The 25641-nt window shown below is 68.0% G+C and carries 22 protein-coding genes and 1 tRNA gene; 13 read left to right on the top strand and 10 right to left on the bottom strand.

Annotated features, from left to right (window positions below):
* Nucleotides 1–36 precede the first annotated feature (36 nt).
* From PTQ19_RS14735 to PTQ19_RS14700, 8 genes are all read left to right on the top strand, one after another.
* Nucleotides 37–1095 carry an ABC transporter substrate-binding protein gene (locus PTQ19_RS14735; RefSeq protein ID WP_425313147.1) on the top strand — a complete coding sequence of 353 codons (1059 nt, stop codon included), beginning with the start codon at nucleotides 37–39 and terminating at the stop codon, nucleotides 1093–1095.
* Nucleotides 1095–1961, top strand: a complete 867-nt coding sequence (locus PTQ19_RS14730) for an ABC transporter ATP-binding protein (protein WP_274367887.1) — start codon at nucleotides 1095–1097, stop codon at nucleotides 1959–1961. The genes PTQ19_RS14735 and PTQ19_RS14730 overlap by 1 nt, the downstream gene beginning before the upstream one ends.
* Complete coding sequence (locus PTQ19_RS14725) at nucleotides 1951–2841, top strand: ABC transporter permease (RefSeq protein ID WP_274367886.1); 891 nt, start codon at nucleotides 1951–1953, stop codon at nucleotides 2839–2841. Before PTQ19_RS14730 ends, PTQ19_RS14725 begins: the two co-directional genes overlap by 11 nt.
* On the top strand, nucleotides 2838–3728 hold the full coding sequence (cobA, locus tag PTQ19_RS14720) for a uroporphyrinogen-III C-methyltransferase (RefSeq protein ID WP_274367885.1): 891 nt from the start codon (nucleotides 2838–2840) through the stop codon (nucleotides 3726–3728). Before PTQ19_RS14725 ends, cobA begins: the two co-directional genes overlap by 4 nt.
* A gap of 45 nt (nucleotides 3729–3773) precedes the next feature.
* Nucleotides 3774–5213 (top strand): FAD-dependent oxidoreductase, encoded by a 1440-nt coding sequence (locus PTQ19_RS14715; protein ID WP_274367884.1) that lies wholly within the window; start codon nucleotides 3774–3776, stop codon nucleotides 5211–5213.
* Complete coding sequence (gene fdxA, locus PTQ19_RS14710; RefSeq protein ID WP_274367883.1) at nucleotides 5210–5557, top strand: ferredoxin; 348 nt, start codon at nucleotides 5210–5212, stop codon at nucleotides 5555–5557. The genes PTQ19_RS14715 and fdxA overlap by 4 nt, the downstream gene beginning before the upstream one ends.
* On the top strand, nucleotides 5550–6476 hold the full coding sequence (locus PTQ19_RS14705) for an NAD(P)/FAD-dependent oxidoreductase (RefSeq protein ID WP_274367882.1): 927 nt from the start codon (nucleotides 5550–5552) through the stop codon (nucleotides 6474–6476). Before fdxA ends, PTQ19_RS14705 begins: the two co-directional genes overlap by 8 nt.
* Before the next feature lie 224 nt (nucleotides 6477–6700).
* Complete coding sequence (locus PTQ19_RS14700; RefSeq protein WP_274367881.1) at nucleotides 6701–8770, top strand: ATP-dependent helicase; 2070 nt, start codon at nucleotides 6701–6703, stop codon at nucleotides 8768–8770.
* Between the two features lie 65 nt (nucleotides 8771–8835).
* On the opposite strand, the gene PTQ19_RS14695 is transcribed toward PTQ19_RS14700, so the two are convergent.
* The 4 genes from PTQ19_RS14695 to PTQ19_RS14680 form a co-directional block, all read right to left on the bottom strand.
* Nucleotides 8836–9864, bottom strand: a complete 1029-nt coding sequence (locus PTQ19_RS14695) for a hypothetical protein (RefSeq protein ID WP_274367880.1) — start codon at nucleotides 9862–9864, stop codon at nucleotides 8836–8838.
* Entirely contained in the window at nucleotides 9854–11581 is a 1728-nt protein-coding gene (locus PTQ19_RS14690; protein WP_274367879.1) for an Eco57I restriction-modification methylase domain-containing protein, read from the bottom strand. The genes PTQ19_RS14695 and PTQ19_RS14690 overlap by 11 nt, the downstream gene beginning before the upstream one ends.
* A 57-nt stretch (nucleotides 11582–11638) precedes the next feature.
* Complete coding sequence (locus PTQ19_RS14685) at nucleotides 11639–12304, bottom strand: hypothetical protein (RefSeq protein WP_274367878.1); 666 nt, start codon at nucleotides 12302–12304, stop codon at nucleotides 11639–11641.
* A 190-nt stretch (nucleotides 12305–12494) separates the two neighbouring features.
* Complete coding sequence (locus PTQ19_RS14680; RefSeq protein WP_274367877.1) at nucleotides 12495–13052, bottom strand: carboxymuconolactone decarboxylase family protein; 558 nt, start codon at nucleotides 13050–13052, stop codon at nucleotides 12495–12497.
* A gap of 124 nt (nucleotides 13053–13176) precedes the next feature.
* On the opposite strand from PTQ19_RS14680, the gene PTQ19_RS14675 reads away from it, so the two are divergent.
* On the top strand, nucleotides 13177–14025 hold the full coding sequence (locus PTQ19_RS14675; RefSeq protein ID WP_274367876.1) for an AraC family transcriptional regulator: 849 nt from the start codon (nucleotides 13177–13179) through the stop codon (nucleotides 14023–14025).
* A 24-nt stretch (nucleotides 14026–14049) separates the two neighbouring features.
* Here PTQ19_RS14675 and cls read toward each other — a convergent pair whose 3' ends face one another.
* The 4 genes from cls to PTQ19_RS14655 form a co-directional block, all read right to left on the bottom strand.
* The gene (gene cls, locus PTQ19_RS14670; protein WP_274367875.1) at nucleotides 14050–15498 is read right to left on the bottom strand and encodes a cardiolipin synthase; all 1449 of its coding nucleotides are present in this window, start codon (nucleotides 15496–15498) and stop codon (nucleotides 14050–14052) included.
* A complete protein-coding gene (locus PTQ19_RS14665; RefSeq protein WP_274367874.1) occupies nucleotides 15495–15977 on the bottom strand; it encodes an ASCH domain-containing protein in 483 nt (160 codons plus the stop codon). Before PTQ19_RS14665 ends, cls begins: the two co-directional genes overlap by 4 nt.
* 16 nt (nucleotides 15978–15993) lie before the next feature.
* The gene (locus tag PTQ19_RS14660; protein ID WP_241263509.1) at nucleotides 15994–16521 is read right to left on the bottom strand and encodes a hypothetical protein; all 528 of its coding nucleotides are present in this window, start codon (nucleotides 16519–16521) and stop codon (nucleotides 15994–15996) included.
* A 22-nt stretch (nucleotides 16522–16543) separates the two neighbouring features.
* A tRNA-Gly gene (locus PTQ19_RS14655) sits at nucleotides 16544–16617 on the bottom strand.
* 277 nt (nucleotides 16618–16894) lie between these two features.
* Here PTQ19_RS14655 and PTQ19_RS14650 point away from each other — a divergent pair.
* From PTQ19_RS14650 to PTQ19_RS14635, 4 genes are all read left to right on the top strand, one after another.
* Nucleotides 16895–17839 carry an ABC transporter ATP-binding protein gene (locus PTQ19_RS14650; RefSeq protein WP_274367873.1) on the top strand — a complete coding sequence of 315 codons (945 nt, stop codon included), beginning with the start codon at nucleotides 16895–16897 and terminating at the stop codon, nucleotides 17837–17839.
* Nucleotides 17836–18642 carry an ABC transporter permease gene (locus tag PTQ19_RS14645; protein ID WP_274367872.1) on the top strand — a complete coding sequence of 269 codons (807 nt, stop codon included), beginning with the start codon at nucleotides 17836–17838 and terminating at the stop codon, nucleotides 18640–18642. The genes PTQ19_RS14650 and PTQ19_RS14645 overlap by 4 nt, the downstream gene beginning before the upstream one ends.
* Nucleotides 18643–18754: 112 nt before the next feature.
* Nucleotides 18755–19360, top strand: a complete 606-nt coding sequence (gene dcd / locus PTQ19_RS14640) for a dCTP deaminase (RefSeq protein WP_274367871.1) — start codon at nucleotides 18755–18757, stop codon at nucleotides 19358–19360.
* A 1-nt stretch (nucleotide 19361) separates the two neighbouring features.
* A complete protein-coding gene (locus tag PTQ19_RS14635) occupies nucleotides 19362–19919 on the top strand; it encodes a hypothetical protein (RefSeq protein ID WP_274367870.1) in 558 nt (185 codons plus the stop codon).
* Nucleotides 19920–20040: 121 nt separating this feature from the next.
* On the opposite strand, the gene PTQ19_RS14630 is transcribed toward PTQ19_RS14635, so the two are convergent.
* Nucleotides 20041–23907 carry an endo-alpha-N-acetylgalactosaminidase family protein gene (locus PTQ19_RS14630; RefSeq protein ID WP_274367869.1) on the bottom strand — a complete coding sequence of 1289 codons (3867 nt, stop codon included), beginning with the start codon at nucleotides 23905–23907 and terminating at the stop codon, nucleotides 20041–20043.
* A gap of 236 nt (nucleotides 23908–24143) precedes the next feature.
* Nucleotides 24144–25532, bottom strand: coding sequence for a bifunctional cytidylyltransferase/SDR family oxidoreductase (locus PTQ19_RS14625; protein WP_274367868.1), 1389 nt, complete (start codon nucleotides 25530–25532; stop codon nucleotides 24144–24146).
* Between the last annotated feature and the right edge of the window lie 109 nt (nucleotides 25533–25641).

Below are 25641 nucleotides of genomic sequence, written 5' to 3'. Positions count from 1 at the left end.
ATCACATGCACAACGGACGCTGAGGAGGCGAAACCCGTGAAGATCACCCGCAGGACCACCGCTCTGACCGCCCTTGGACTGGCCGTCATGATGCTCGCGGGCTGTGCCTCAGCATCCGCCGATCAGAACGGCGCAGACCTCGCGGAAGTGCGCGTGGGTTACTTCGCCAACGTGACCCACGCGCCGGCACTCGTCGGCATCTCGGAGGGCCTGCTGCAGGACGCGCTGGGCGACGTCGAGCTGAAGGCCGAGGTGCTGGGGGCCGGCCCGGCCGCGATCGAGGCGCTGTCGGCCGGCGCGATCGATGCCGCCTACATCGGTCCGAACCCCGCGATCAACACGTTCATCCAGTCGGGCGGGCAGTCGGCGAAGATCATCGCCGGGGCGACATCGGGCGGTGCGGCGCTGGTCGTGGACGACGAGATCACGGGCATCGACGACCTGAGGGGGAGCACCATCGCGACCCCGCAGCTCGGCAACACGCAGGATGTCGCGCTGCGCAGCTGGCTGACCGACGAGGGGCTGGCGACGTCCGTTTCGGGCGGCGGCGATGTGAACATCACGCCGACCGAGAACGCGCTGACGTTCACCCTGTTCCAGGAAGGCGGCGTCGACGGCGCCTGGCTGCCCGAGCCGTGGGTGTCGCGGCTTGTGGTCGAGGCCGGTGCGACGGTGCTCGTCGATGAGAGGGATCTCTGGGACGATGGCGCGTTCCCGACGACGGTGCTGCTGGTGCGCGCGGACTTCGCGCGGCAGCATCCGGATGCCGTCGACGATCTGCTCGCCGGGCACATCGCCTCGGTGCAATGGCTCGCCGATAACGCCGGCCAGGCGCCGGCGGTGATCAACGCCGCGCTGGAGGAGGCCACGGGCAAGGGCCTGTCCGACGAGGTACTGACCCGTGCGCTGCAGAACGTGACCTTCACGGTCGATCCGCACGCCGAGACGTTCGAGAGACTCGTGCAGAACGGTCTGGCCGCCGGCACGCAGAAGGAAGGGTCGATCGACGGGCTGTTCGACCTGCGGGCGTTGAACGCGCAGCTGGCGGACGACGACCAGGAGGCTGTATCGGCAGCCGGGCTGGGCGTGGACTGATGGGCGCCTTCGCAGCCAAGAGTGTGGATGCCCCAGCATCCACCGCCCGACTGGCGCCGAGCTTCGACGGCATCGACCCGGCGCCGTCGCTGGCTCCTGTTGTCACTCCCGCCGTGCGGGTCTCGCACGTCACCAAGCGGTACGGCACGGGGCCGGTCGTGCTCGACGACATCTCACTCGACATCGCCCCCGGCGAGTTCGTCTGCCTGCTCGGCGCCTCAGGCTGCGGCAAGTCAACGCTGCTGAACCTCATCGCCGGACTCGAAGCGGCCAGCGCCGGCACGGTCGAGCTCGCCGCGACCCCGTCGCACCGTGCGGGTTCTGCGAAGGGCGCGGCGGTGATGTTCCAGGAGGCCGCGCTGATGCCGTGGCTCACGGCCCGCAAGAACATCGAACTGGCGCTGCGACTGCGCGGGGTACCGCGTGGCGAGCGTCGGGTCGGTGCCGAACGGCTGCTCGGCACCGTGAACCTCACCGAGGCGGCACAGAAGCGTCCGCACGAGCTCTCCGGTGGCATGCGGCAGCGCGTCGCGCTCGCGAGGGCGCTGGCGCAGGACCGTCCGGTGCTGCTGATGGATGAGCCCTTCGCGGCGCTGGATGCCATCACCCGCGATCTGCTGCATGAGGAGCTCGAGCGGGTCTGGCGCGCCACCGGCCGCACGATCGTGTTCGTCACCCACAACGTGCGCGAAGCGGCCAGGCTGGGGCAGCGGGTCATCCTGCTCTCCAGCCGGCCCGGTCGCATCGCGGGGGAGTGGCGCATCCGCAACACCGTCGGCCGCCGCATCGAATCCCCCGAGGTGGCGGCGCTGGCCGCAGAGATCACCGCCGAGCTGCGCAAGGAGATCGCCCGAAATGCCTCCTGAGAACGCCATAGCAGAGCAGGTCGATCTCGACACGCTCTCGGCCGGCCTCGACCGGCTGCAGTCCGGCCAAACCGATCGCACGTCGCCCGTGCGCGACGTGCTGTCGAAGGTGCTGCCGCCAATCGTCCTGCTGCTCGCGCTGCTCGGCATCTGGCAGGCGTGCGTGACGATCGCGAACCCGCGCCCTGACAAAGCGCCCAGCCCCGCGCAGGTCGTCTCGGCCCTCGGCGACGCGTGGGCATCCGGCCGGTTGCAGGAAGCGGTGGCGACCAGCCTGGAGCGCGGAGTGATCGGGTTCGTCATCGCGATCGTCGTGGGCACACCGCTCGCACTGCTACTTGCGGAGTGGAAGCCGCTGCGGCGCGCCGCCGGTCCGCTCATCTCGGGCCTGCAGGTGCTGCCCTCGGTCGCCTGGGTGCCGGCTGCGATCATCTGGTTCGGCCTCTCTGACGCCACGGCCTACTTCGTGATCCTGATGGGCGCGATCCCCTCGATCGTCAACGGTCTGCTCTCGGGCATCGACCAGGTGCCGCCGCAGCTGCGCCGGGTCGGCACGGTGCTCGGCGCGAGCCGCTGGCAACTGGCCACTGAGATCGCGTTGCCGGCATCCCTGCCCGGCTATGTCGCCGGCCTCAAGCAGGGGTGGGCTTTCTCGTGGCGATCGCTGATGGCGGCCGAGATCATCGCTGTGGGCGGCTCGATCGGCTTCGGCCTCGGCTCGATGCTGCAGCAGTCCCGCGAACTCGCCGACCTCGCCGCCGTGCTCGGCACGATCATCCTGATCCTGGGCATCGGCATCCTGATCGAACTCGTGATCTTCGGGCCCCTCGAGCGGCGCATGCTGCGCGGGCGCGGCCTCATCCTCGGAGGTGCCAGATGACCGGACATGTCACGCTCGTCGGGGCGGGACCAGGCGACGCCGGGCTGCTGACCCTGCGCGCTCTTCGAGCGCTCGAGAAGGCCGACGTGATTGTCGCCGACCGGCTGGGCGCCCGGCAGGTGCTCGCCCAGCTGGCAGACGACGGCATCGTGCTTGCAGCCGAGGTGATCGACGTGGGAAAGCTGCCCGGTCACCATCGGGTGCCGCAGGACGGCATCAACGATCTGCTGGTGCAGCGCGCCCTCTGCGGCGAGCACGTCGTCAGACTCAAGGGCGGCGATCCGTTCGTGTTCGGCCGTGGCCGTGAGGAGCAGCTGCACTGCGAAGCGGCAGGGGTACCGGTCGAGGTGGTGCCCGGCATCACCAGCGCCGTCTCGGTGCCGGCGATCGCGGGCATCCCGCTCACTCATCGCGGTGTCGCAGCGTCGTTCACGGTCGTCAGCGCACACGATCAGCTCGCGGCGGGCGGCATGCTGACCCGGTCAGTGGGCGACCACACCCTGGTGCTGCTGATGGGGGTCAGCACACTCGGCCATTCCGCACACGTGCTGGCAGCCGGTGCCCGCGGTCGCGACTGCCCCGTTGCCATCATCGAGGACGGCTACGGCGAGGCGGAGCGGGTCACGATCGGCACCCTCGGCACGATCGCGCATCTAGCGGCACAGCGGCAGGTGCGCTCGCCGGCCGTGATCGTGGTCGGCGAGGTCGTGCGGCTGAGCCCGCACGCCGCGTACGGGGGACCCGTCCGGCGGACGGCGCCGCACGATCGGGCGAAGCCGAGGCGGCGATGGGCAGATGCCCTCGATGCCGGCCTCGCCGTCGACACGAGTCTCGCCTCGGCCGTCGAGAGCGCGCTGACCACCGCTGAACCCACTCGCTCCCGCTGAACTCGCTCATCACGCTGAACCAGCCTTGCCCAGAAAGCCAACACCATGACCTCCACTCCTCTGACCCTGCGCGTCGCGATCGTCGGCGCCGGTCCCGCCGGCATCTACGCCGGCAACCTGCTGGCCACCGCGGTCGACGCACTTCGAGATGTGGCTCCCGAAGCGGCCGAAGGGCAGCATCCGATCGAGAGCGTCGAGATCGACCTGTTCGAATCGCTGCCCGCCCCGTACGGCCTCATCCGGTACGGCGTCGCGCCCGACCACCCGCGCATCAAGGGCATCGTGAACTCGCTGCACGAGATGCTCGACGCCCAGATCGAGGGCGCCGCGCGCCGCACGATCCGGTTCATCGGCAACGTTGAGGTCGGCCGCGACATCGCGCTCGACGAGTTGCGTGAGCGCTATCACGCGGTCATTCTCGCCACCGGTGCGATCCGTGACGCCGCACTGGACGTGCCCGGTGTCGACCTGCCCGGCTCTTACGGCGCGGCCGACTTCGTTGCGTGGTTCGACGGGCATCCCGATGTTGCGCGCACCTGGCCGCTGGACGCGAGATCGGTGGCCGTCATCGGCAATGGCAATGTCGCCCTTGATGTGGCGCGGGTGCTCGCCAAGCATGCCGAGGATCTGCGCAGTACTGAGATTCCCGACAACGTACTCGCTGGGCTCGAGGCCTCGGCCGTTGCCGACGTGCACGTGTTCGGGCGCCGTGGTCCCGCCGGCATCAAGTTCACCCCGATCGAGCTGCGCGAACTCGGCGAGGTCCCCGGCGTCGACGTCGTGCTGTACGACGAGGACTTCGAGGGCGTCGACCCTGCGGATGCGCCGAACAATCAGATGAAGGTCATGCTGCGCACCCTGAACAGCTGGCGCGGGCGGCCGGCCGGCACGGCATCGCGCCGGCTGCATCTGCATTTTTGGCATGCTCCCGTGGCGATCGAGGGTGAGGGGCGAGTCTCGGGCATCCGATTCGAGCGCACTCGCGCCGGCGCCGACGGCGCGCTCGAACGCACCGGCGAGGTGCGCGAATACGACGTGCAGGCGGTCTACCGTGCCGTCGGCTACTACGGCACGCGAGTGGTCGGTGCGCCCTTCGACGAGGCGCACGGCGTGGTGCCGAATGAGGGCGGTCGCGTCGTCGGCGAGCCGGGGCTGTACGCCACCGGGTGGATCAAACGGGGCCCGGTGGGGCTGATCGGGCACACCAAGTCGGATGCCCTCGAGACCGTCACGAATCTGATCGCGGATGCTGGCGCGGGCGTGCTCGGCAACGCTGGCTCTCTGGCCGCGCCGGGGCGTGCGGGCGACGTGCTCGACCTGCTCGACGAGCGCGAGACCGCCTACACGACGTGGGACGGATGGCTGGCGTTGGATGCCCGCGAGCGGGCGCTCGGCGAATCGCACGTGCACACCCGCGAGCGGGTCAAGGTCGTGCCGCGCGAAGAGCAGGTGGCGGTGTCGCGCGACGGGGTGCTGGTCCGATGACCTACGTGATCGCGCTGCCGTGTGTGGACGTTAAGGACCGGGCATGCATCGATGAGTGCCCGGTGGACTGCATCTACGAGGGCGAGCGGTCGCTGTACATCCATCCCGACGAGTGCGTCGACTGCGGCGCCTGCGAGCCGGTCTGCCCCGTCGAGGCGATCTACTACGAGGATGACGTGCCCGACGAGTGGTCCGATTACTACTCCGCGAACGTCGAGTTCTTTGACGAGATCGGCTCACCGGGCGGCGCGGCGAAGGTCGGCGTGTACGCGTTCGATCACCCGGTCGTGGCGGCGTTGTCTCTGCCCGAGTCAGCCGACGGGCAGGAGACGGGCCATGACTGATCCCGAGTACGACGTGCTGATCGTCGGCGGCGGCCCGGCCGGGCTATCGGCCGCTCTGAACCTGGGGCGTGCGCTCATGCGCGTTCTGCTGATCGACGCCGATCGTCCCCGCAACGCGGCCACGCTGGTGTCGCACGGCTTCCTCACCCGCGACGGCGTCTCGCCACACGAGCTGCGCCGTCTCGCACGTGAGGAGCTCGCGGGCTATCCGAACGTCGTGATCCGCACCCGGCGGCGTGTGTTCGGCATCGCGGCCGCCGCCGACGGCTTCCTCGCCGAGGTCGGCCGCCGAGAACCGACAGACGTTGTGCGCGCGCGGGCCGTGCTACTGGCGACCGGAGTGCGCGAGCAGCTGCCCGATGTGCCCAATCTGCGCGGGTTCTACGGCGTGAGCCTGTTCAGCTGCGTCGCCTGTGACGCCTGGGACCTGCGCGAGAAGAGTCTGGCGCTGATCGGTGAGAGCGCCGACCTCGTCGCCAGGGCACGGCTGATTGCGCGGTGGACCTCCCGGCTGACGGTGTTCACCCACGGTTCGGCGGTGATCGGGCCCGATGAGGAAGCCGAGCTGATCGCGCAGGGGATCGCGGTGGAGCGCTCGCCGATCGTCGAGCTGCGCGGCGAACGGGGCGTGATCACGGGCATCCGCGTCGCCGACGGCGGCGACCACGCGATCGACGGAGGCTTCGTGCAGCCGCAGTGGGACGCCGAGCTCGCCTATCTGCGCGAGGTGATGCCAGATATCGATGAGGACGGGCATCTGATCGTCGATCGGTCGGGGCGCACCAGCCGGTCGGGGCTGTACGCCGCGGGCGACATCGCCGCCCCCGGCCCGCAACAACTCGTAGTCGCTGCCGGTGCCGGGGCGCGGGTGGCGGCGGTCATCGTGCACGACACGCTCGGGGTCACAACGACGCATTGAGCGGGGTCCGTGTGCCCTCTCGTGCCGGGCAGGCGTGTACGAGAACAGGCTCGTTCGTGAGAACAGGCTGATTCTGCGGAGAAGGGCCTGTTCCGGGCAACGAGCCTGTTCTCGGTGACGCGAGCGGGGCGTATGCTGGAGGGGGCGGATGCTGGAGGCTGGGGTGAATGCGCGAGCCGGGGGGCCAATGCTGAGTGTCTGACCCCGCGGGTACCGTCGCCCGTGTGACAGAGAACGATGCACTCGCCGGACTCGACGCCGCTCAACTGCAGGCCGTCGAGCATGGCGATGGACCGCTGGTGATCGCGGCCGGTGCGGGCACCGGCAAGACCCGCGTGCTCACCGCGCGCGTGGCCCGCCTGTTGCAGGCCGGGGTGGCGCCCGAGCGGATGCTGCTGCTCACCTTCACGCGGCGCGCGGCGGCGTCGATGATCACGCGCGCCGCGGCGATGTGCGGTGACGCGCAGTCGGCGCAGCGGATCGCCGGCGGCACCTTCCACGCGGTGGCGCACCGGATCATCGCCGAACATGCGCAGCACCTGGGGCTGGCCGATGTCACGGTGCTCGACCCCGACGACGTGATCGATCTGCTCGATCTGCTGCGCTCCGAGCACGGCCTCGACGGCACAGGGCCGGCCGGGCAGACCACGCGCCTGCCGACCACGCGCACCATTGCCGACATCGGTTCGCGGGCGATCAATACCGGCACCCCGGCCCGGCAGGTGATCGACGAGCAGTTCCCGTGGGCGCTCGAGCACGCCGACGCGGTGCTCGCTCTGCTGCGGCACTACAGCATCCGAAAGCGCGAGCGCGGCCTGCTCGACTTCGACGACCTGCTCATCGCATGGCGGGCGCTGGTGCGCGACCCCGATGTCGGAGCGCGCCTGCGCGCGCGATGGGACTGGGTGCTCGTCGACGAGTACCAAGACGTCAACAGCCTGCAGGTCGACATCGTGCGCGGCCTTGCCCCCGATGGGCGGGGGCTCACGGTGGTCGGTGACGATGCGCAGGCGATCTACGGGTTCCGCGGGGCGAGCGCGGGGCACCTGTTGGGGCTCGCCGAGAGCTTCGATGACGCGACGGTCGTGCGGTTGGAACGCAACTTCCGCTCGACCCAGCCGATCCTCGACCTGGCCAACGAGGTGCGTCCCGGCGACCTGGGGCTGCGTCTGCGGGCTGACCGTGCGGATCCAGGCGTCGCGCCGGCGCTCGTCGTCTGCCGCAATGCCGATGATGAGGCGCGCACGGTCGCCGACCGGGTTCTCGCGGCCCACGCCGACGGCATGCCCCTGCGCGAACAGGCCGTGCTGATGCGCACCGGATCGCACAGCGCGCTGCTGGAAGTCGAACTGAAGGTGCGGGGTATCCCGTTCCACAAGTTCGGTGGCATCGGGTACCTCGAGACCTCGCACGTGCGCGATCTGCTGGCGGGATTCCGGGTGGTGCTCAACCCCGCCGACGAGGTCTCCTGGTATCGGCTGCTGACCCGTCATCGCGCCATCGGCAAAGTGTCGGCGCGCACGCTGGCGGGGATCCTCGCCGATGGTGGGATCGACCGCGCGGCGGATGCTGTCGCCGCAGCACCCGCAAAGGCGCGCACCGGACTGGCATCGACGCTTTCGTTGCTGGGCGCGGTGGATGCCACGACAACCGTGCCCGAGCTCGTGGAGGCCTGTCGCGGTGCCGTCGACCCACTGTTGCGTGCGCACTACCCTGACTGGCAGCGGCGGGTGACGGATGTCGATGGCATCGCTGAGGCGGCCGCGCGGCAGTCCGATCTGCGGATGTTCGTGAGCGAGCAGGCCCTCGATCCGACGAACGTCGCGGGGGATTGGGCGAAGAAGCCGCATCTCGATGAGGACTGGGTGACGCTCTCGACCATCCACTCGGCCAAGGGGCTCGAGTTCAGCGCCGTGCACGTGATTCGCTCGTGCGATGGGTCGATGCCGTCAGACATGGCGTTGTCGTCGTCATCGGGGCTGGCCGAGGAGCAGCGGCTGTTCTACGTGGCACTCACTCGGGCGCGCGACACGCTCGACGTGTACGCGCCGGCGCGGTTGCCCACGCATCCCACGTCGTTCCTCGCCCGCCACGTGGTGGCGAAGCCGAGCCGCTTTCTCACGGCCGAGGCCCGGGCGCTGATGCAGACGGTCGATACGGCCGAGGGCGACGCGGCCGGTCGGGCGGGGAGCCCGGGCGACGCGGCGGGACACGACACCCCGGGGCAGGGGCACGGGGCGAGGACGGCCACCGCGCGAGTGCGGCTCGACGAGTTCGACGACCTGTTCGCGTGAGGCGGGGGTCGGTGCGTGTCGGGGCGTCACGAGATCGCCTGAGCGCTCCGTCGATAGCCGAGGCGTCAGCCGATCGGCGGCGCCGTGCGGCGACGTCGCCTGACCTCTTTGTGCAGGTTGACCGGCGCGGCATCGAGCACCCGGGTGACCATCTCGGCCAGAAAGCGTGCCGGGGTGAGTGCCGCGGGGATCGCATCGTGACGAATGGTGACTCGCGGCAGCGCGCTCAGGGCGCGCGTGATCTCTGCGTCCTCGGCGTCGACAGGGGTGCCGTCGGCATGCGGGTCGTCGGTGAGGCCGGCGGCGACGAGAGGATTCTCGGGGTCTTCGTCTGGTTCGGTGATGGGCGCCACGGTGTCGTCGTAGTCGATCATCACGAGGCAGGTCGCGTGGTACGCGTCGTCCTCACGGCCGAGCTTCTGCAACAGGTCGATCAGCCAGTCGGCCGTGTCGGGCTCTTTGTGCAGGATGTCGGCGCGCAACGCGAAGACGAAACCGAGGGCTGCGAGCGGATGCCGCAGACGCAGGTTCTTCGCATCGCCGTATGACTCCTCGACCCGATTGGCGGCGTTCTTGCCGTATGACGAGTCCATGCGCTTGGTCGAGATCAGCAGCTCTGGCCCGGTGGCCCAGTCGGTCATGATGACATCGACCTGTTTGAAGTAGTTCTTGCCGAGGATGCTGGCACTCGACGAGGTCACGCCGGGCACTGACGACGCGGCCGCGAGGCGCTCGCCGATCGCCCGGCGTTCCTTACCGGGAAGTGCTTTGAGCAGGTTCGCCACGGGCGCCGGAAGGATGCGGGGGCTGGTGGCTCGCGGCCAGGTGGCATCCGCGTCGAACCCGGAGCGCCGCAGCTCGTAACTCAGCCAGACGTCGAGAGCGAGCGCGGGAACGCCGGTGCGCGAGGCCGCGCCCAGGTGCAGTGGCACACCCAGTAGTCGGGCAAGCGTGTCGTAGTCGGGCACGTAGCGCAGCTCGCCGTCCTCGCCCATCGTCCACGGGTTGCTGTGCTCTCCGCCCGGGGCGGCGTCATCGACGATCCGATCGAACAGCGCCCAGGCCTTGTTCTTCGCGGTGGGTTCAGCGGCCACTGGCTCCCCTGGTGACTCGGCGGCGGGTGAGTTCGGCATGGGCGGCACGGATCGCGAGCAGCTCGGACTCCGACGTGCGGCCCGATGAGCGCAGCAGCACCTCGTCGACCACGGCGACGGCATCGTGCAGGCGGCCAGAGCGCAGCATCCGCGCCACCTGCGGCTTCGCCGCCCGCAACCGGTCGGCGTGCTCGGCGATCAGCGCCGGGGTGGGCATCGCCCACCGGTCGGCCTCACGGGGTTCGATCTTGAGGATGCCGCCGCCGTAGGCGCGGCCGACCATCTCGGCGTTGAGCAGCGTGACCGAGTTGAGGCTCGCCAGCGGCAGCAGGTCGGCGCCGGCATCGCGCAGCTCGGGCTTGAGATACACGCCGTGCACCGAGTTGAGATGGTGCGCGCGGGCCGCGTTGGTCGTCAGCCGCGGGGTATCGGCGTTCATGTACGTCAGCAGCAGGTCGGCCGGCTTGACGAGGGGCACGCGGTGCCACTCTTTGCGCACCCGGCACTTGTAGGCCGTGTCGACGCCGGTGGCCTCGCCATAGCGGATGTAGTCCTGAGCGGCGCGCGACGGCTTCGCGCGCGGCGAGAACAGCAGGGTCGATTTCTCGGCGGCGCCCAACTGATGCCATGCCCTCGCCGTCAGCGCGAGGCCACGCAGGTGCGCGCTGCCGGGAGGGGAGAGGCGCAGCAGTTCGCTGCGGTCGAGGCCCAGCCGCTTGGCCCGCTCGGGCGAGAGGGTGAAGTAGCGGTTGTTGCCGGTCACGATGCCGAGCGTCGTGTCACCCCAGGCCTCGAGGTCGGTGAAGTGCCCTTCGGCGCGCAGCGTACGCAGGGGTTCGACGGCATTGGGGTCGACGATGCTGCCGGTCCACTTGGCATCGGGAGTCAGAGGCGCCCAGGTGGTGCCCGCGGGGAGCGCGTCGAGAGTCGCGGCATTGCGGGTCTGACGGAACAGGCCGCGATCTGTGGGGCCCTGTCGGAAGCCGTCGGCGAGCAGCAGCACCACGTCGGCCTCAGCCTCGGGGAAGACCTGTTCGTCGAAGAGGATCAGCTCGACCGAGCGGAAGTTCTCGAACAGGAACCGGCGCACGGGAGCGGCGTAGTTGACCGAGAGCAGTTCGGCGGGCAGCACCAGTCCCAGGCGACCACCGGGCTTGAGGAACAGTGCCGACTGCACGGTGAAGGCCGCCCAACTTGACGCCAGGCCGGTCAGCGAGACGCCGGCGCGCAGCGCCGCGGCGCGGGAGCGCGTGCGCGCTTCGCCCGAGAAGTCCTGGTATCGGATGTAGGGCGGGTTTCCGATCACCGCGTCGTACGTCGGCGTCGGCTCGACCAGGAAGAAGTCCTGCACAGTGATGTGCGGGATGCCTCCCGCCGCGCGTACGCGCTCGCTACCGACGTGGGCGCTGTGCGCGTGGATCTCGACGCCGTCGACGCGCGGAGCGGAACCATCGGATGCCAGCGAGCGCAGGCGCTCGACGGCCGACACCAGGAACGCCGCGTCTCCGGCGGATGGCTCGAGGACAGCATCCGATGCGTCGCGGATCGCCCACGCGGCGATGTGCGCGGTGATCGCCGCGGGCGTGAAGAACGCGCCCCGCGCCTTGCGCAGCGCGGCGGTGTCCTCCGGGTGGAGGGAAGGCGCAGTCGTCACCTCTCTATTGTGACGGTGCCGCGGTCGGTCGGCCGAGCGGCTGGCCGCGATGTCGATGGGCATGGGGCAATCCTGCCGCCTGCCACCGACATCGCGGTGCCGTCGAACTGGGGGGACTGATTATGCGTCCTGAGAAGCGCTCGCGGAGTTGTAGGCGGTGAAGGCCGCCGAGTGCCCGACATTGTTCGTCGTGTTGGTGTCTTGCGCCCCTGTGCCGCCTACGGCAATGGTCGCGCGGCTGCGCACGCGGAACGTGTCGCTCGCCGCCGTCGTTGCGGCGGTGAGCGACACGCGGTACGTGAGGGTGAAGCTCTCGCCCGGTTCGATCGCGCGGCCGAGGTGGAAGTTCCAGCGCCAGTAGTTGAAGTTGGCGTTCTCGTTGACGCCGTCGTAGGCGACCGCGGTGCCACTGACGAATGTCGGTGCGACACCGCTGAGGTCTTCGACAACCTGCATCGTCCCGACATCCCAGAGTGCAGCGAACGGGAGGTCGATCGTCACGGTCGCCCCAGCCGGAATGGGGTCGGGGCCGTTGTTGCCGTACGCCATGCGATAGCTCAACACTCGTGGGCCCGTGTAGTAGTTGTACGTGCCGTCGATCGTTCCATTTGGGGCCTCGAGGGGCATGTGCGCCTGTGCCCACGCGTCCACCTGCGGCGCAGGGACGGTCGAAGCCGCAGCGCTCGGCACCGCAACGGCCATCGCGACGACGGGCGCCGACCAGGCTGCGCCCTTCAACAGTGTGCGACGGTTCAAGGAGCCGGTGTCGTGGGGCGTGGTGATCATCAACCGTCTTTCGCGTGGGGAGCCGATATACCGGAAAACGCACGTTTCCGGTTAGACGATAGCGCAGGTGAAACACCGCCCTGCGCCCCGCGCGCCTGATCAAACACGTGCGGTCTGCGATGCCCGCACGATGCGCGCGTGGTTCTCGGTGACGTGGGTCGACGCCACCGAGAACCACGCTCATCCGCACTCAGGCCACAGGCGCCGCTGCGCGCCGCAGCGGCACGGCCGCGAAGTCGACGGGCACATCCAGCGAGATGTTCACGTAGTTCGTGAAGATGTTGAGGGCGACCTGTCCGATCGTCTCGACGATCTGCTCGTCGGTCCAGCCGTGCTCGCGCAGCACGTCGAGGTCGGCCGACGAGGTCTGGCCGCGCTCGTCGACGAGCTTCAGGGCGAAAGCCAGCAGAGCCGCGGTGCGCCGGTCGTCGGACTCGCCACCCTGGGCGGCCGAGAGCTGCTCACTCGTCAGTCCGGCCTTGCGGCCGAGTGCGGTGTGCGCGGCCAGGCAGTACCCGCAGGAATTGCGGTCGGCGACGGCAACGGCGATCAGCTCGCTGAGCTGCGGGCCGAGCGAGCCCTCGCCGAACGCGCCGAAGGCACCCCACATGCTGGCCAGGGTGGAAGGCGAGTTGGCGACGGCGCGGAACATGGCGGGGACCGCTCCGAACGCACCGGCGATCTGGTCGAGGTGTTCTGCGGTGGCTCCGGTGGCGTCTTCGCGGGCGATGAGAGTGACGTTCGGCATGGGGTTCTCCTTGTCGTGGCCTTCGGAGCCGAGTGGCTCCGTGACTCCAGTCTTGGCGCCCAGTCCTGGATGATGCGTCTCGAATCGTCTTGATTTCATGACTATTCGTCTACAGAATGGCTGCATGGGCGCCATCGACCGACTGACCCCGCTGTTCGAGCGGTTCCGCGTGCGCACGCGTCTGTTCCACAGCGGCCCACTGTGCGGTGTCACCGACTTCTCGTCCGTCGGGCAGGGCTTTCTGCACGTGCTGCGGCGGGGCGAGCTCGACATGACGGTGGTCCACGACGATGGCAGTGTGCACCGCACCCACATCACGCGGCCGAGCCTGCTGTTCTTCCCCCGCCCGATCCGGCACTCCTTCTTCAATGCGCCCACCGATGAATCGGACTTCGCTTGCGCCACACTCGACTTCGACGGCGGCGCGACCCATCCCGTCGTGCGCACGCTGCCGCCGGTGATCGTGATCGATCTCGACGACCTCGCCGAGCTGCGCCCCGCGTTGGAGCTGCTGTTCGCCGAAGTCGACAACGTGCGCTGCGGGCGCCCGGTCGTCGCGGATCGCCTGTTCGAAGTGGTGCTCATCCAGGTGCTGCGGTGGATGCTCGATCACACCGACGCCCTGCAGCTGCCGCCCGGGCTGCTGCCAGCGCTCGGTGACGAACGACTGGCCCCCACGCTCATCGCGCTGCACGCCGACCCCGGACGGGGATGGAACCTCGACCTGATGGCCCGAGAGGCGAACATGTCGCGCAGTGCCTTCGCGGCCCGGTTCAAAGAGGTCGTCGGGCGCACCCCCGCCGACTACCTGACCGACTGGCGGCTCTCGGTGGCACAGGACAGACTGCTCTCGGGCGCCTCTATCACCGCGGTGTCGATCGACCTCGGCTACTCGAGTCCGTCCGCGTTCACCCGGGCGTTCACGCAGCGCATCGGAACCCCGCCGCGCACCTGGCTCGCCGCCGCCGGGTGAGAGTCGCGACCCGGCGACGGGCGGTCAGTTCAGCGCCGACGTCAAGCGGGCCAGCCCGTCGAGGAACGTCGACTTCGCCGGCTCGCGCCGCCACTCCTCGAGCGTGAGCTCACGGCCAGCCTCGCGGTACTTCGCTTCGATCTCGCGCATCTGCGCGACGAACGACTCGCCCCGCACCAGAAGCGACAGCTCGGCGTTGAGGCTGAACGAGCGGATGTCCATATTGCTCGATCCGATCACCGCGATGTCATCGTCGATCGAGAAGTGCTTGGCGTGCAGGATGTACGGTGCCGGGTACAAGAAGATGCGCACCCCGGCGCGCAGCAGGGTCTCGTAGTACGACCGCTGCGCGTGGTAGACCAGCCCCTGGTCGCCGAGCTCCGAGACGAACAGCTGCACGTCCAGACCGCGCTGGCACGCGGTGGTGATGGCGTAGATCATCGCCTCATCGGGAACGAAGTACGGGCTCGTCAGGATCACGCGCTCGGTCGCGCCATGGATCAGTGACAGGAACAGGCGCAGGTTGTTCTCGGTGACGAACGTGGGACCGCTCGGCACGAGCTGGCAGCGCAGGTCGCCTGCCCGCGCGATGTCGGATGCCGGAACATGCTCGCCGTCGAGATTCTCGCCGGTCTCGATCTTCCAGTCGGCGTGGAAGACAGCATCCACCTGGGCGACGGCAGGGCCATCGACGCGCGCGATCAACTCGTGCCACTTGAGGCCGCGCTTGATGTTCTTGGCCGCGTTGTAGTCGCGCGAGATGAGGTTCTGCGAGCCCACGAAAGCGACGACGCCGTCGATCACGACGAGCTTGCGGTGGTTGCGCAGATCCGGGCGCTGGTACTCACCCTTCAGCGGGCGCACCGGCAGCATCCACGACCAGGCCACGCCGATGCGATCGAGCTCGGCGAAGGTCTCGGCGGCGCCGGGGATCTTGCGCGAGGCGATGTGGTCGGCGAGCAGTCGCACCGTCACGCCGCGCTTCACGGCGTTCTCCATCGCGGTGAAGAACGGGCGCGTGGTGTCATCCCACGCCGTGATGTAGAACGCCACGTGAACGTAGCGCTCGGCCCGATCGATAGCATCCGCCATCGCGTCGATCGACCCCTGGTAGTCGTCGATGAGCGCGAGGGATGACCCGTCGACCTCAGCAATGCCGGTGAGCCCATGGTTCTGCTCGACGACGCGCTGGAACCAGCGCGGGTCGTCCGGGTGGATGCCCGCGTCCGTCTCGCCGAGCACCGCGGTCAGGCGGGCGCGCTCGCCGCGGCGCTTCTTCGGCAGTCGGAAGTTGCCGATCAGCAGGTACAGCGCGATGCCGCCGTACGGCACCAGGAAGATCAGCAGCAGCCAAGCCATCGCGGCGGTCGGCTTGCGTTCGCGCGGGATGTAGATCAGGGCGACGATGTTGATCGTGAACGCTGCGAGCAGCGAGACCAGCCAGATGAGGTTGGTCGACAGCAGCGCGCTCATGCGTTCGCGTCGGTTGCGGCGGGGAGCGGATGCACGAGCTCGAATCGCTCGCAGAGCACCGGCATGTCGGGTTCCCAGCCCCGCGGGCTCTCGGAGTGATTGCGCCAGAAACGCTCGTGGATCTCACGCCAGGCGGCCAGCGAGAGGTCGCCCTCACCCTCGGCGTGCGCGTGCTCGGCGGTGACCTCGCCGAACGGCACGATGTCTACTGTCGTCGTGCGGATCACGGCCTGTGGTTCACCGGCGCTGTCGAGGATCACGCTCAGATCGCCGGCTTCGGGCATCCGATCCCCGGCGGCCTCGTAGTCCCACACCGACGATGCGGTTCCGGTCTTGGTGCCCGTGAGCACCAGCTCGAGCAGCGAATCGGCGTGCTCGGGGGTCGCGCCGAACGCCCAGGCCTCGGGGACGGCGGCGGGCAGGTTCGGGACCTCGGCGCGCACTCGGCGCCAGTAGGTGTCGAGCAGCTCGATGGTCATGGGGGCTCCTTGCGGATCAGTGGACGAAGGCCTTCAAGGCCACGAAGACGATGCCGAACGACGCGGTCATCAGCGCGCCGAGCAGGCGCATCAGCATCCCGTTGCCGCGGCGCAGAAACGCCACGTACCCCAGGAAAGCGAGGATCACGGTGCCCGACCACAGGGCCACCTCGTTGGCAGCGTCGTCGGGGATCACCCGGGTGGTGCCGAGCAGCAGGATCAGTGCGGGGACGGATGCTGACGTGAGCATTCCGAACGAGTGGGCCAACGAGTGGGTCAGCGCCGCCCGCACACCGACGTGGCCGTTCTCGGTCTCCTCGCCCATGCGAGCGACGGTTCCGGCATAGACGTGCGCGGCCCAGAACACCAGCACCGTGACCCCGACCGTGATCAGCACCACACCCGAGGTCTCGCCGTGCGCCGACGAGACGGCGATCAGGCCGCTGACCAGGATCGTGCCGTACACGGCGGCCTCGGTGCCGAACCCCGGCTGCAACGCCCGATGCGCCTTGAGGAACGGATGATCGTGTCGTGATCCTGGCATGGATCAGAGCCTATTCGGTGGGTGGAGGGGCTGACGGGAATCGAACCCGCGCTGTCTGCTTGGGAAGCAGAAGTTCTACCATTGAACTACAGCCCCGCACGCCGTTCGGCGCTTTGCAAGCATAACAAACCCGCGCCCAGCGATGAGCGCGGGGATGCTGGCATCCGTCGCTCGGAGATCTGCGCAACTTCGGAGCAGAACCGGGGAGGGTTCTCCGAGATTCTGCAGATCTCCGAAGTTGTGCCGCGCCACACCGCAGCCCGCACCCCACAGCCCCCACGGGCAGCATCCGACGAGCGGAGTACGCCGCACGGACCGATGTCATCCTGTGGGACGACGCGGCGCCGGGGCCCCGCCGAATAGCGTCGAAGGCATGATCACAGCAGAAGGTCTCAGCAAGCGCTACGGTGACAAGCTCGCCGTCGACAACGTGTCGTTCACGGTGCGACCGGGCAGTGTCACCGGCTTTCTCGGCCCCAACGGCGCCGGCAAGTCGACCACCATGCGCATGATCGTGGGCCTCGACCGCCCCTCCACTGGCCGCGTCACCGTCAACGGAAACGACTACGCGAAGCTGCGTGCGCCGCTCACCGAGGTGGGCGTGCTGCTCGATGCCAAGGCGGTGCACACCGGCCGCAGCGCGCGCAACCACCTCAAGGCGATGGCCGCGACTCATGGCATCCCCACGTCGCGCGTCGACGAGGTGATCGAGATCACCGGTCTGGGCTCGGTGGCGGGCAAGCGCGCCGGCGGATTCTCGCTCGGTATGGGGCAGCGCCTCGGCATCGCCGCCGCGCTGCTCGGCGACCCGCACACGCTGATCCTCGATGAGCCGGTCAACGGGCTCGACCCCGAAGGCGTGCGCTGGGTGCGTCAGTTCGTACGGCACGCAGCCTCCGAGGGCCGCACGGTGTTGCTCTCCAGTCACCTCATGAGCGAGATGTCGCAGACCGCCGATCACGTGATCGTGCTCGGCCGCGGCAAGGTGCTCGCCGACGCTCCGCTGCCCGAACTGGTGCGCGCGTGGACCACCGCCCGCGTGCTGGTGCGCAGCCCGCGGGCATCCGAACTCGCCGACATGCTCACCGCCCCCGAGGTCGAGATCGTCGCCGCCGACCGTTTCACGCTCGACGTCACCGGCCTGCCGGCCTCGCGCATCGGCGACCTCGCCGCCGAGCGCGGCATCGCCATCCATGAACTCACCCCCACCAGCGGTTCGCTCGAAGACGCGTACCTCGCCCTCACCGGCGATTCGGTCGAGTACCGCACCCGTGCCGTCCCGCAGGGCGGCGCCCAGCTCGAGGAGGCCCTCGCATGACCGCGATCCAGGCCGGTGCCGTGCGCACCCGCACCAGTCCCTACCGGGTGAACTTCGTGCACCAGGTGCGCAGCGAACTGCTCAAGCTGCTGAGCGTGCGCGGCACCTGGTGGTCGGTGGCGATCGTCGCCGTGCTGAACGTGGGGCTCGCCTTCGCGATCACCTGGGCGCTGGAGGCACCCGCCGACGTGATGATGGCCGTCGTCGCCCCCGTGCAGTTCACCATGCTGCTGGCCGGCATCCTCGGCGTGATCTCGGTGACGGGCGAATACTCGACCGGCATGATCCGCTCGACGCTCACCGCCAACCCGGTGCGCGGCGCGGTGCTCGCCGCCAAGGGCGTGGTGCTGGCAGTGTTCATGTTCGTCGTGGCGTCGGTGATCATGGTCGCCAGCGCGGTGGCGATCACTCCTCTGGCCGCATCGCGAGACCTGAGCATCGCTTGGAGCGAACCCGAGCAGTCGATCCTGCCGATCCTGTCTGCGGCGGGCGCGATGGCACTGTTCGCCATCCTCGGTGTCGGACTCGCCTTCGTGCTGCGCTCGGGGGCCGGAGCGATCGCGGTGACCGTCGGCATCCTGTTCGTGCTGCCGATCATCGTCAGCCTGCTGATCGGCTTCATCCCCGACATCGCCTGGCTGCAGACGCTCGGCGACTACCTGCCCTCGAACGCGGTGCAGAGCGCCGTGATGCCCTCGGAGGAGTGGGGGCTGAGCCGCGGTGAGGCGTGGCTGGCTCTCACGGGATGGTCAGCGGCTGCACTGCTGGGCGGTTGGGCTGTACTGCGCGGTCGCGACGCCTGACACCTGCCAGACATCACAGAGCCCCGTCGTGACGACCACGACGGGGCTCTGTGATGTCAGTGGGCTCTGCGATATCACGGCGCGCAGGCCCTCGGCGCGTTACGCTGAATGCGTGCTTCTCAGCGACCGCGACATCAAGGCAGAACTCGAATCGGGCCGCATCGGGCTCTCGCCGTTCGACGACGAGATGGTGCAGCCGTCGAGTGTCGATGTGCGCCTCGACCGGTACTTCCGTCTCTTCGATAACCACAAGTACCCGTTCATCGATCCGTCGGTCGATCAGCCCGAGCTCACGCGCCTGATCGAGGTCGATCCCGACGAGCCGTTCATCCTGCATCCGGGAGAGTTCGCCCTCGGGGCGACCTTCGAGCAGGTGACGCTGCCCAACGACGTGGCCGCCCGGCTGGAAGGCAAGTCGTCTCTCGGACGTCTGGGGCTCATCACGCACTCGACCGCGGGCTTCGTCGACCCGGGCTTCAGCGGGCACGTCACGTTGGAGCTCGCCAACGTCGCCACCCTGCCGATCAAACTCTGGCCCGGCATGAAGATCGGCCAGTTCTGCTTCTTCCGGCTCACCTCGCCGGCAGAGAACGCCTACGGTTCGGGACCGTACGGCAACCGCTACCAGGGGCAGCGCGGGCCCACGGCATCCCGCGCATTCCAGAACTTCCACCGCACCGATGTGAGCACGACCGATGCGGGAGCGATCGGAGGCTGACATGTCAGACCCTGTCAACGGCGAGAACGAAGAGGCGACCCGGCCCGCGTCGCCCGAGACAGGGGCGGAGTCGCCCGAGCAGGCGGCGGCGGATGCCATCAGCGAGGCCGCTGCGCTCGCCGACGCACCGGCACTGACCGAGGGCGACGTCTCTGACGTCGTGATCGCGGATGCTGAGATCCCGCCGCCCACTGTGCCTGAGCTCGACATTCCCGAGCCGGTGCTTCCGGCATCCGTGTTGCAGGAGCCGGAGATCCCGCCGGAACCGGGCGGCGCCGTCGATGCGCCGACGACACGGGCCGCACGCCGGGGGCTACCGCCACCCGAGTCGCTTCCCGAGCCGGCGCCCATTCCGCGCGATCCGGCCGTGGTGCCGCCCGCTGGCGGTGCGACCACGGGCGGCTACCGCGCGTGGACGATCGTCGTCTTCATTCTTCTCATCGTGCTCCTGACCGCCGCGGTCGTGACAGTTGTCGTGCTGGCAACGACCGGTCCGGCGCTGTTCTCAGCAGAGACGGTCACGGTCGCTGACAGGGCGTTCGGCGGTTCGCCGGCGTAGCGACGCACGCAGGGACAAGCGCACCCAGAGACAAGCGCACACGGCACTGCGGGGCCGGAAACTCGCCCTCCCGTAACCGAGAAGGCGTGTCTCCGACCCCGCAGCGGGTCTACTCAGCGGATCAGCCGCAGGTGAACTTCGCGTCGGCCCAGTCGGCGTGGTCGTTGCCGTTGCCGTCGGGCGTGGTGTCGGCGATCAGTTCGACGAACTGGCCACCGCTTACATCGGCGGTGAGGGCGAACGTCTCGCTGGTGGCCGTCTGCAGCGGCGAGGTCACGACGGTCTCGCCGTCGACCTTCACCGAGAAGATCACCGTTCCTCGGGACGCCTGTGCGTCGTCGATGCCGACGTCGGCCGTGAAGGTGCTGCACTGCCCGCCGAGGAAGTACTTGATGGTGCTGGGCGCGTGCGCACCCAGCCCCTTCTCGTACACGACGCCGTTCAGCGTCAGCGGCGTGCCGTCGCCCGCGCCCTGCGGCCCGTTCGACATATCGCGCTCGACGGGGCCCCAGCCATTGCTGGCCGTCACCCAGTCGTGATCGCTGGCGAACACGGTGGTCGTGGGTGCCTTCGGCAGCGTCTTCACCTTCGTCACGCTGGTGACCTCGCGCTCGCCGACGGGATCGACGGTGGTGGTGTATGTGGCCGTGGCGCCGATGTCGTACGAGCCGTCGACGTCGGCCGGCGCGGTGATGCTCCAGCGGGTCACCAGCGTGCCCTTCGGATCGATCGATGCAGCGGTCGCCGAGGTCACGGCTTCGGCCGTCCATCCCTCGGGCAGGGTCAGCGAGACCTCGACATTCTCGATCGCCGAGCCCTCGTCAGAGGTGAACGTGGTCGTGAACTCGGTCGACGTGCCCTGCTGGATCACGTCGGCACCCAATGCACCACTCAGCTGCGCGCACGCGGGGACCGCTTCGGATGCCCCGAGGTGCTCGACGGTGAAGTCATCGACGATCAGGTCAGCCGCGCCGCCGCCGATGCGGTTCAGGCCCACGAACGTGTCGCCGCAGGCGCTGGCATCCACGATCTGCTCGAACCGCGTGGTCTCGTGCACGGCACCGAACTCGGTGCTCGCGGTGATGCGCGGTCCGGTCGACGAGTCGTAGCCGGTGACCCAGGCGTACTGGCCGGCATCGGTCGACTGGTAGTCGAACGAGACGCGGTAGCGCTGCCCTGGCTCGAACGGCACCGAGTAGTCAGACGTGCGGTAGACGAGCCCGCGGTTCTCCTGGTGGGCCATCAGCGAGTACTCGCCGTTCAGGATGTTGTCGATCTTGCGACCGTTCCACCCCTTCTGCGTGTAGTCGTTGCGCTTGGCGATGTGAGTACGCGGGTCATTGGTGCCCCCGGCGCTGCCCTTGAAGAACGGCCCCCATCCGGCATCCGTGTCTTCGAAGTCCTCGCGGGCGATCACGTCGTCGCCCAGCGTCGGTGCCTTCGCCTCGATGATGCGCACGTCGTCGACGCGCACCGGCGCGTCGCCGTCGCCGGCGGCGATCGTCAGCGTCGTCTTGCCGTTGCCCTGAGCGGGCACGGTGAAGTGCACCTTCAGTCGTTGCAGGGTCGTGCCGTGCCACTCGTCGGATGCCACATAGTTGACCGCCTTCGACGAGTCGATCGTGACGGTGGCATCCGACCCCTTCGGCACGTCAATGCCGAGCGTGACCTCGCGCGTCTTGTCCTTGTCGACGCCGACCCAGGCGCTGGCGGTGTACTCGCCGGCGGGCAGCTTGTCGAGACGCTGCGAGATCGACGACGCCCCCTCGCCGAACAGCGCCGCACGGCGCCCCTTGGCATCGCGATCGATGCTCACGGTGCCACGGGGGTTCCAGGCATCGAGGTCGGTGAGATTGAAGCCCGGGTCGGTGATCGTGGTGCCTTCACCGAAGGCCACCTTCTTCGGCAGAGCGCTGCCGGAGTCGCCCTTCTTTCCGCCGACGAGCACGTAGGGCTGGCCCGCCTCGGCATCGATGGTGACGGCACCGTCGACCACGGCGACGTCGGCGATCTTGGTGCGGCCGCCGTCGCCCAGCGCGAACAGCTGCAGCGAGCGGTTCTTCGCGAAGGTGTCGGTGAGGGTCCAGGTGGTCTCACCGCCGGCAGGGTTGTAGTGGTACATCTTGTCGACCTTCTGGCCGGGCTTCGACGACCACGGCAGCAGGTAGGTGTCGCCGCGCAGCACCTCGTCGCCGTCGACGGTGATCGAGCGGTCGGATGCCGTCGTGCCGGTGATCCGCACGTCGTCGGCGAGGTCGATGGCATCGTCGGTCCAGCGCATGATCTCGTGGTGCTGCACGAACTTCGCCGGCACGTTGGCCGTCCAGACGTTCTCGAGGAAGGCGTTGAAATCGTTCTGACCGGTCCACCCCTCGAACTCGATGATGTGAGCGGTGCCCAGACGGGGGTCGGGGTTCCAGGTGTCGGATTGCGTGTTGTTCACGAAGCGCAGGATCTGCGAGTTGACGCCCTTGTTGGTCGAGCCGCCGTACTTCTCGTCGGTAGCCCAGTGCGACCAGGTGTTGTTCGCCGCGAGCTTGTCGGCCCACTCGGACGCCACGCGGAAGTCGTTGTCGATGAGGGATTCCTGGATCTTCTTCGCCAGCCACCCGTACTTGTAGTAGACGTCGACGTAGACCATGTCGAGGTTGTCGTGAGTGGCGTCGGCCAGTTCGCTGATGCGCTGGTCGAGCAGGCCCTCATTGGTGTCGTAGCGCTGGTCGATGTAGTACGACTGGTCGAGCCAGTTCCAGCCCGGTGCCCGGGGGTCCATGATCTCGTCGCTGAACGAGTTCGCCTCGGGGTAGATCTCGGTGGCGTTGATGTGCACCCCGAACGAGGCGTTCCATTTCTCGCCGGCCTTGAGAGTCTTGTTGAGGTCGTCGAGGCCGCCGGCGCGCTCATTGAAGTTGTCGCCGTAGTCGGTGTTCGCCGAGTCATGGCCTTCGCTGGTGTAGCCCTTCAGCAATGCGACCTGACCGAGCCCGTCGGTGTTCTGCGCGATGCGCTTGACGTCGTCGAGCGTGCGCAGGAACGGGTGGGTGGCCTGTGAGGCGAAGTTGAACGGGATGTGCGTGATGACGTTGTTGGGCGTCTGATCGCCCTTGAACGGGGCGACGCGCAGGTCGCGCAGTGCGATGGCGCCGTCTTGCCAGTCGACGGTGCCGTCGCCGTTGGCATCTGAGGTGATGGCCACCTTGACCCAGGGCAGTTCCTCGGTCTCGGGGGCGCCCTTGGCGCGGTACAGCCACTGGCCGCTCGAGACGCCGACCTCGACGTCGTCGCCGTCCTTGACGATCTGGCGCCAGAAGTTGCCGGAGTCCTTGTGCGCGGGCCCCGACGAGTCGTCGTACATCGCGTTGGTCGTGAAGGTCGCGGCCAGCTCGGATGTGTTAGCGATAACAGTGTTCGTTGAGACCGGCTTGGGGTCGAGGGCGGTGTCGGCGGTGATGGGGAGGAACTTGTCACCGGAGACCGCGCGGTCAACCGACAGGTCGGCCGTGGCGATGTGCGCACCCGGCTGCGCTGATGACACGGTGACGAGATCGTGCCCGGGGATGCGCAGTGTGGCGACCTTCTTGTCGGGGTCGATGATCTCGGTGAACGCGAGCGTGACGACGTTCTGCTTGACGCTGAGCCGCGCCGTGAACTCGACGTCGTCGAGCGCCGTCGGGGTGAGGGTGTACTCGGCGGTGGAGCCGTCGATCTTCTTCGAGCGCACCTCTACCGGTTGCGCCGTTCCGTTGATCTCGAGCTCGGCGAGGGCTGCGTTGTTGCCGTGCATGACGGCGCCGCTGGCGCGATCGGTGTACTGCACGACCTGGGGGAACGTGCCGGAGGCGTGCACCTCAAGGGCGCCGGTGCGCAGGGTGATGCCTTCTGGGGTGGCGTCGGCGCTGAACGCCGGAGCTGCTGCGAGTGGCGACAGGCCTGTGATGACGAGGGCTGCGCCCAGCCCCACTCCGGCCCATCTACGAGGGGTCTTCATTTCTGGCTCTCCTTCGAATCAGTTGCCGGCCTGGGGTACCGGCAGGTTCGAGGATGCCACGTAGTGTTAGCGGAAACAAGGGTTGTGAGTGAATGAACGTGACTGAATAGTGCGCATGTGCGCAGAAAACAGCAACAGCACCCTGCTATTGGGGTTGGCGGGAGGCAACCGCAAACGTCGTGCAGTGGCGGACGCGCCGCTGCAGTCCTGAAGTGCAGCGGCCCGTTTACGTCCGTCTAGATGCTCTGCTGTGCGGCTACCTGTTCTACGCGCACGTTAACGATCTGACCCGTTAGGCCGCTGTCGAGCACCTGGAGGCTCACGGCGGCGACGTTCTGGGGATCGAGAAGAGTGCCCTCGGGCTCTTCGCCAAAAGCGTTCGTGCGCATAGGGGTGCGAGTGCGTTGCGGGTTTATGCAGTTGATGCGCACCCCGTCAGCGGCCCACTCCTCCGACAGTGCTTGGGTCAGGTTGACCACAGCGGCCTTGCTGGCCGAGTAGACACCATAGTTGGCGCGTCCCCGTGTGTGGGAGCTCGATGTGAAGAGAAGCATCTGCCCACCAGTTTGAGCGAGGTACTTGTGTGCGGCGCGAGAGACAATCACTGGCGCGAGAAAGTTTGTCTCGATACTCGACTCGATGTGCTTGACCTTCGTGGCCGTCAGTGGCCCCATACGGAGAACGCCTGCAGACATCACGACCGCATCGATACGGCCTGATTGCTCGTGAGCATGCTTGAGGGCCTTCTTGACGTCAGCGCGAGAACGCACGTCGGTCTGAGTGCTTGATCGACTGAACTGATGAACAGTGGCGCCGGCTTGTTCGGCGAGCTCAACGATGCTCTCGCCAATGCCATAACTGCCGCCGAACACGACGACTACCTTGCCCGCGAGGTCGGGCAGGGTGTCGTCTGCTGTCAGACTGGCTGCCTGCAGCTGAAAGAGCTTGTCGGCGATATGCACGTCGATGGGCTCGGTTACCTTCATGTTCTCTGCTGTGCCGTCGACAACAAAGATCGGCGTGTCCGGCAGGTAGGTGAATACGACTCCACAGTCATCCGTTGCGTGAAAGGTCTTGTCATGGCTGGCCAGTTCGTACGCCTTGCGGATCGTGCCGAGCCGGAACGCCTGCGGGGTCTGCCCGCGTCGGAGCGTCGATCGATTAGGGATGCCCGTGATGTGCGAGGCGGAATCGACCTGAATGATCGTGTCTGCGGAAGGGATCGCTGTGTCCACGGCGTCGTAGTCATCGAGAGCATCGACACAGTCTTCGAGAATCCGATCGTTGATGAACGGTCGGACGGCATCGTGGAAAAGCACCTTGGTGTCAGGATCGTCGCCGAGCGCGTTGAGTGCCGCCATCGTCGAGTCGTTGCGGGTATCGCCCCCGGGGATGATGCGTGTCAGCTTCGGGAAGCGTGCCGGATCCTTGAGCGAGTCAAGCTGATCGATCGCGCCGGCGTTCATGACGATGATGATCTCGTCGACTACGGAGCTGGCGTTCATGACCTCGAGCGTGTGCTCGACTATGGCCTTGCCGGCGATCTTGATCAGTTGTTTGGGGATCCCGAGGCCGACGCGGACCCCGATCCCTCCCGCGAGAAGTACAGCAACGGTGCGTGTCATGGGTGGGTGTCCTCCGTGAAAGCAATGGACGATGACGCGGACGGATCAACGCCGTGCATCTCGCGGGTCAGTCCAATGTCGATGGATATGTTGGGCCTCGTCAAGTGAG

Source organism: Microbacterium esteraromaticum (assembly GCF_028747645.1).
Lineage (GTDB): Bacteria > Actinomycetota > Actinomycetes > Actinomycetales > Microbacteriaceae > Microbacterium > Microbacterium esteraromaticum_C.
The sequence above is the reverse complement of the archived record's forward strand: the minus strand, read 5'-3'. Positions and strand labels throughout refer to the sequence as shown.

Coding starts and splice junctions, on each gene's coding strand:
- cls (WP_274367875.1), bottom strand. CDS start 15,498: ATGAGCGCGCTGCTGTCGACCAACCTCATCTGGCTGGTCTCGCTGCTC.
- PTQ19_RS14630 (WP_274367869.1), bottom strand. CDS start 23,907: ATGAAGACCCCTCGTAGATGGGCCGGAGTGGGGCTGGGCGCAGCCCTC.
- PTQ19_RS14650 (WP_274367873.1), top strand. CDS start 16,895: ATGATCACAGCAGAAGGTCTCAGCAAGCGCTACGGTGACAAGCTCGCC.
- PTQ19_RS14635 (WP_274367870.1), top strand. CDS start 19,362: ATGTCAGACCCTGTCAACGGCGAGAACGAAGAGGCGACCCGGCCCGCG.
- PTQ19_RS14690 (WP_274367879.1), bottom strand. CDS start 11,581: ATGCCCATCGACATCGCGGCCAGCCGCTCGGCCGACCGACCGCGGCAC.
- PTQ19_RS14725 (WP_274367886.1), top strand. CDS start 1,951: ATGCCTCCTGAGAACGCCATAGCAGAGCAGGTCGATCTCGACACGCTC.
- PTQ19_RS14705 (WP_274367882.1), top strand. CDS start 5,550: ATGACTGATCCCGAGTACGACGTGCTGATCGTCGGCGGCGGCCCGGCC.
- cobA (WP_274367885.1), top strand. CDS start 2,838: ATGACCGGACATGTCACGCTCGTCGGGGCGGGACCAGGCGACGCCGGG.
- PTQ19_RS14625 (WP_274367868.1), bottom strand. CDS start 25,532: ATGACACGCACCGTTGCTGTACTTCTCGCGGGAGGGATCGGGGTCCGC.
- PTQ19_RS14680 (WP_274367877.1), bottom strand. CDS start 13,052: ATGCCGAACGTCACTCTCATCGCCCGCGAAGACGCCACCGGAGCCACC.
- PTQ19_RS14665 (WP_274367874.1), bottom strand. CDS start 15,977: ATGACCATCGAGCTGCTCGACACCTACTGGCGCCGAGTGCGCGCCGAG.
- fdxA (WP_274367883.1), top strand. CDS start 5,210: ATGACCTACGTGATCGCGCTGCCGTGTGTGGACGTTAAGGACCGGGCA.
- PTQ19_RS14645 (WP_274367872.1), top strand. CDS start 17,836: ATGACCGCGATCCAGGCCGGTGCCGTGCGCACCCGCACCAGTCCCTAC.
- PTQ19_RS14660 (WP_241263509.1), bottom strand. CDS start 16,521: ATGCCAGGATCACGACACGATCATCCGTTCCTCAAGGCGCATCGGGCG.
- PTQ19_RS14730 (WP_274367887.1), top strand. CDS start 1,095: ATGGGCGCCTTCGCAGCCAAGAGTGTGGATGCCCCAGCATCCACCGCC.
- PTQ19_RS14685 (WP_274367878.1), bottom strand. CDS start 12,304: ATGATCACCACGCCCCACGACACCGGCTCCTTGAACCGTCGCACACTG.
- PTQ19_RS14675 (WP_274367876.1), top strand. CDS start 13,177: ATGGGCGCCATCGACCGACTGACCCCGCTGTTCGAGCGGTTCCGCGTG.
- PTQ19_RS14715 (WP_274367884.1), top strand. CDS start 3,774: ATGACCTCCACTCCTCTGACCCTGCGCGTCGCGATCGTCGGCGCCGGT.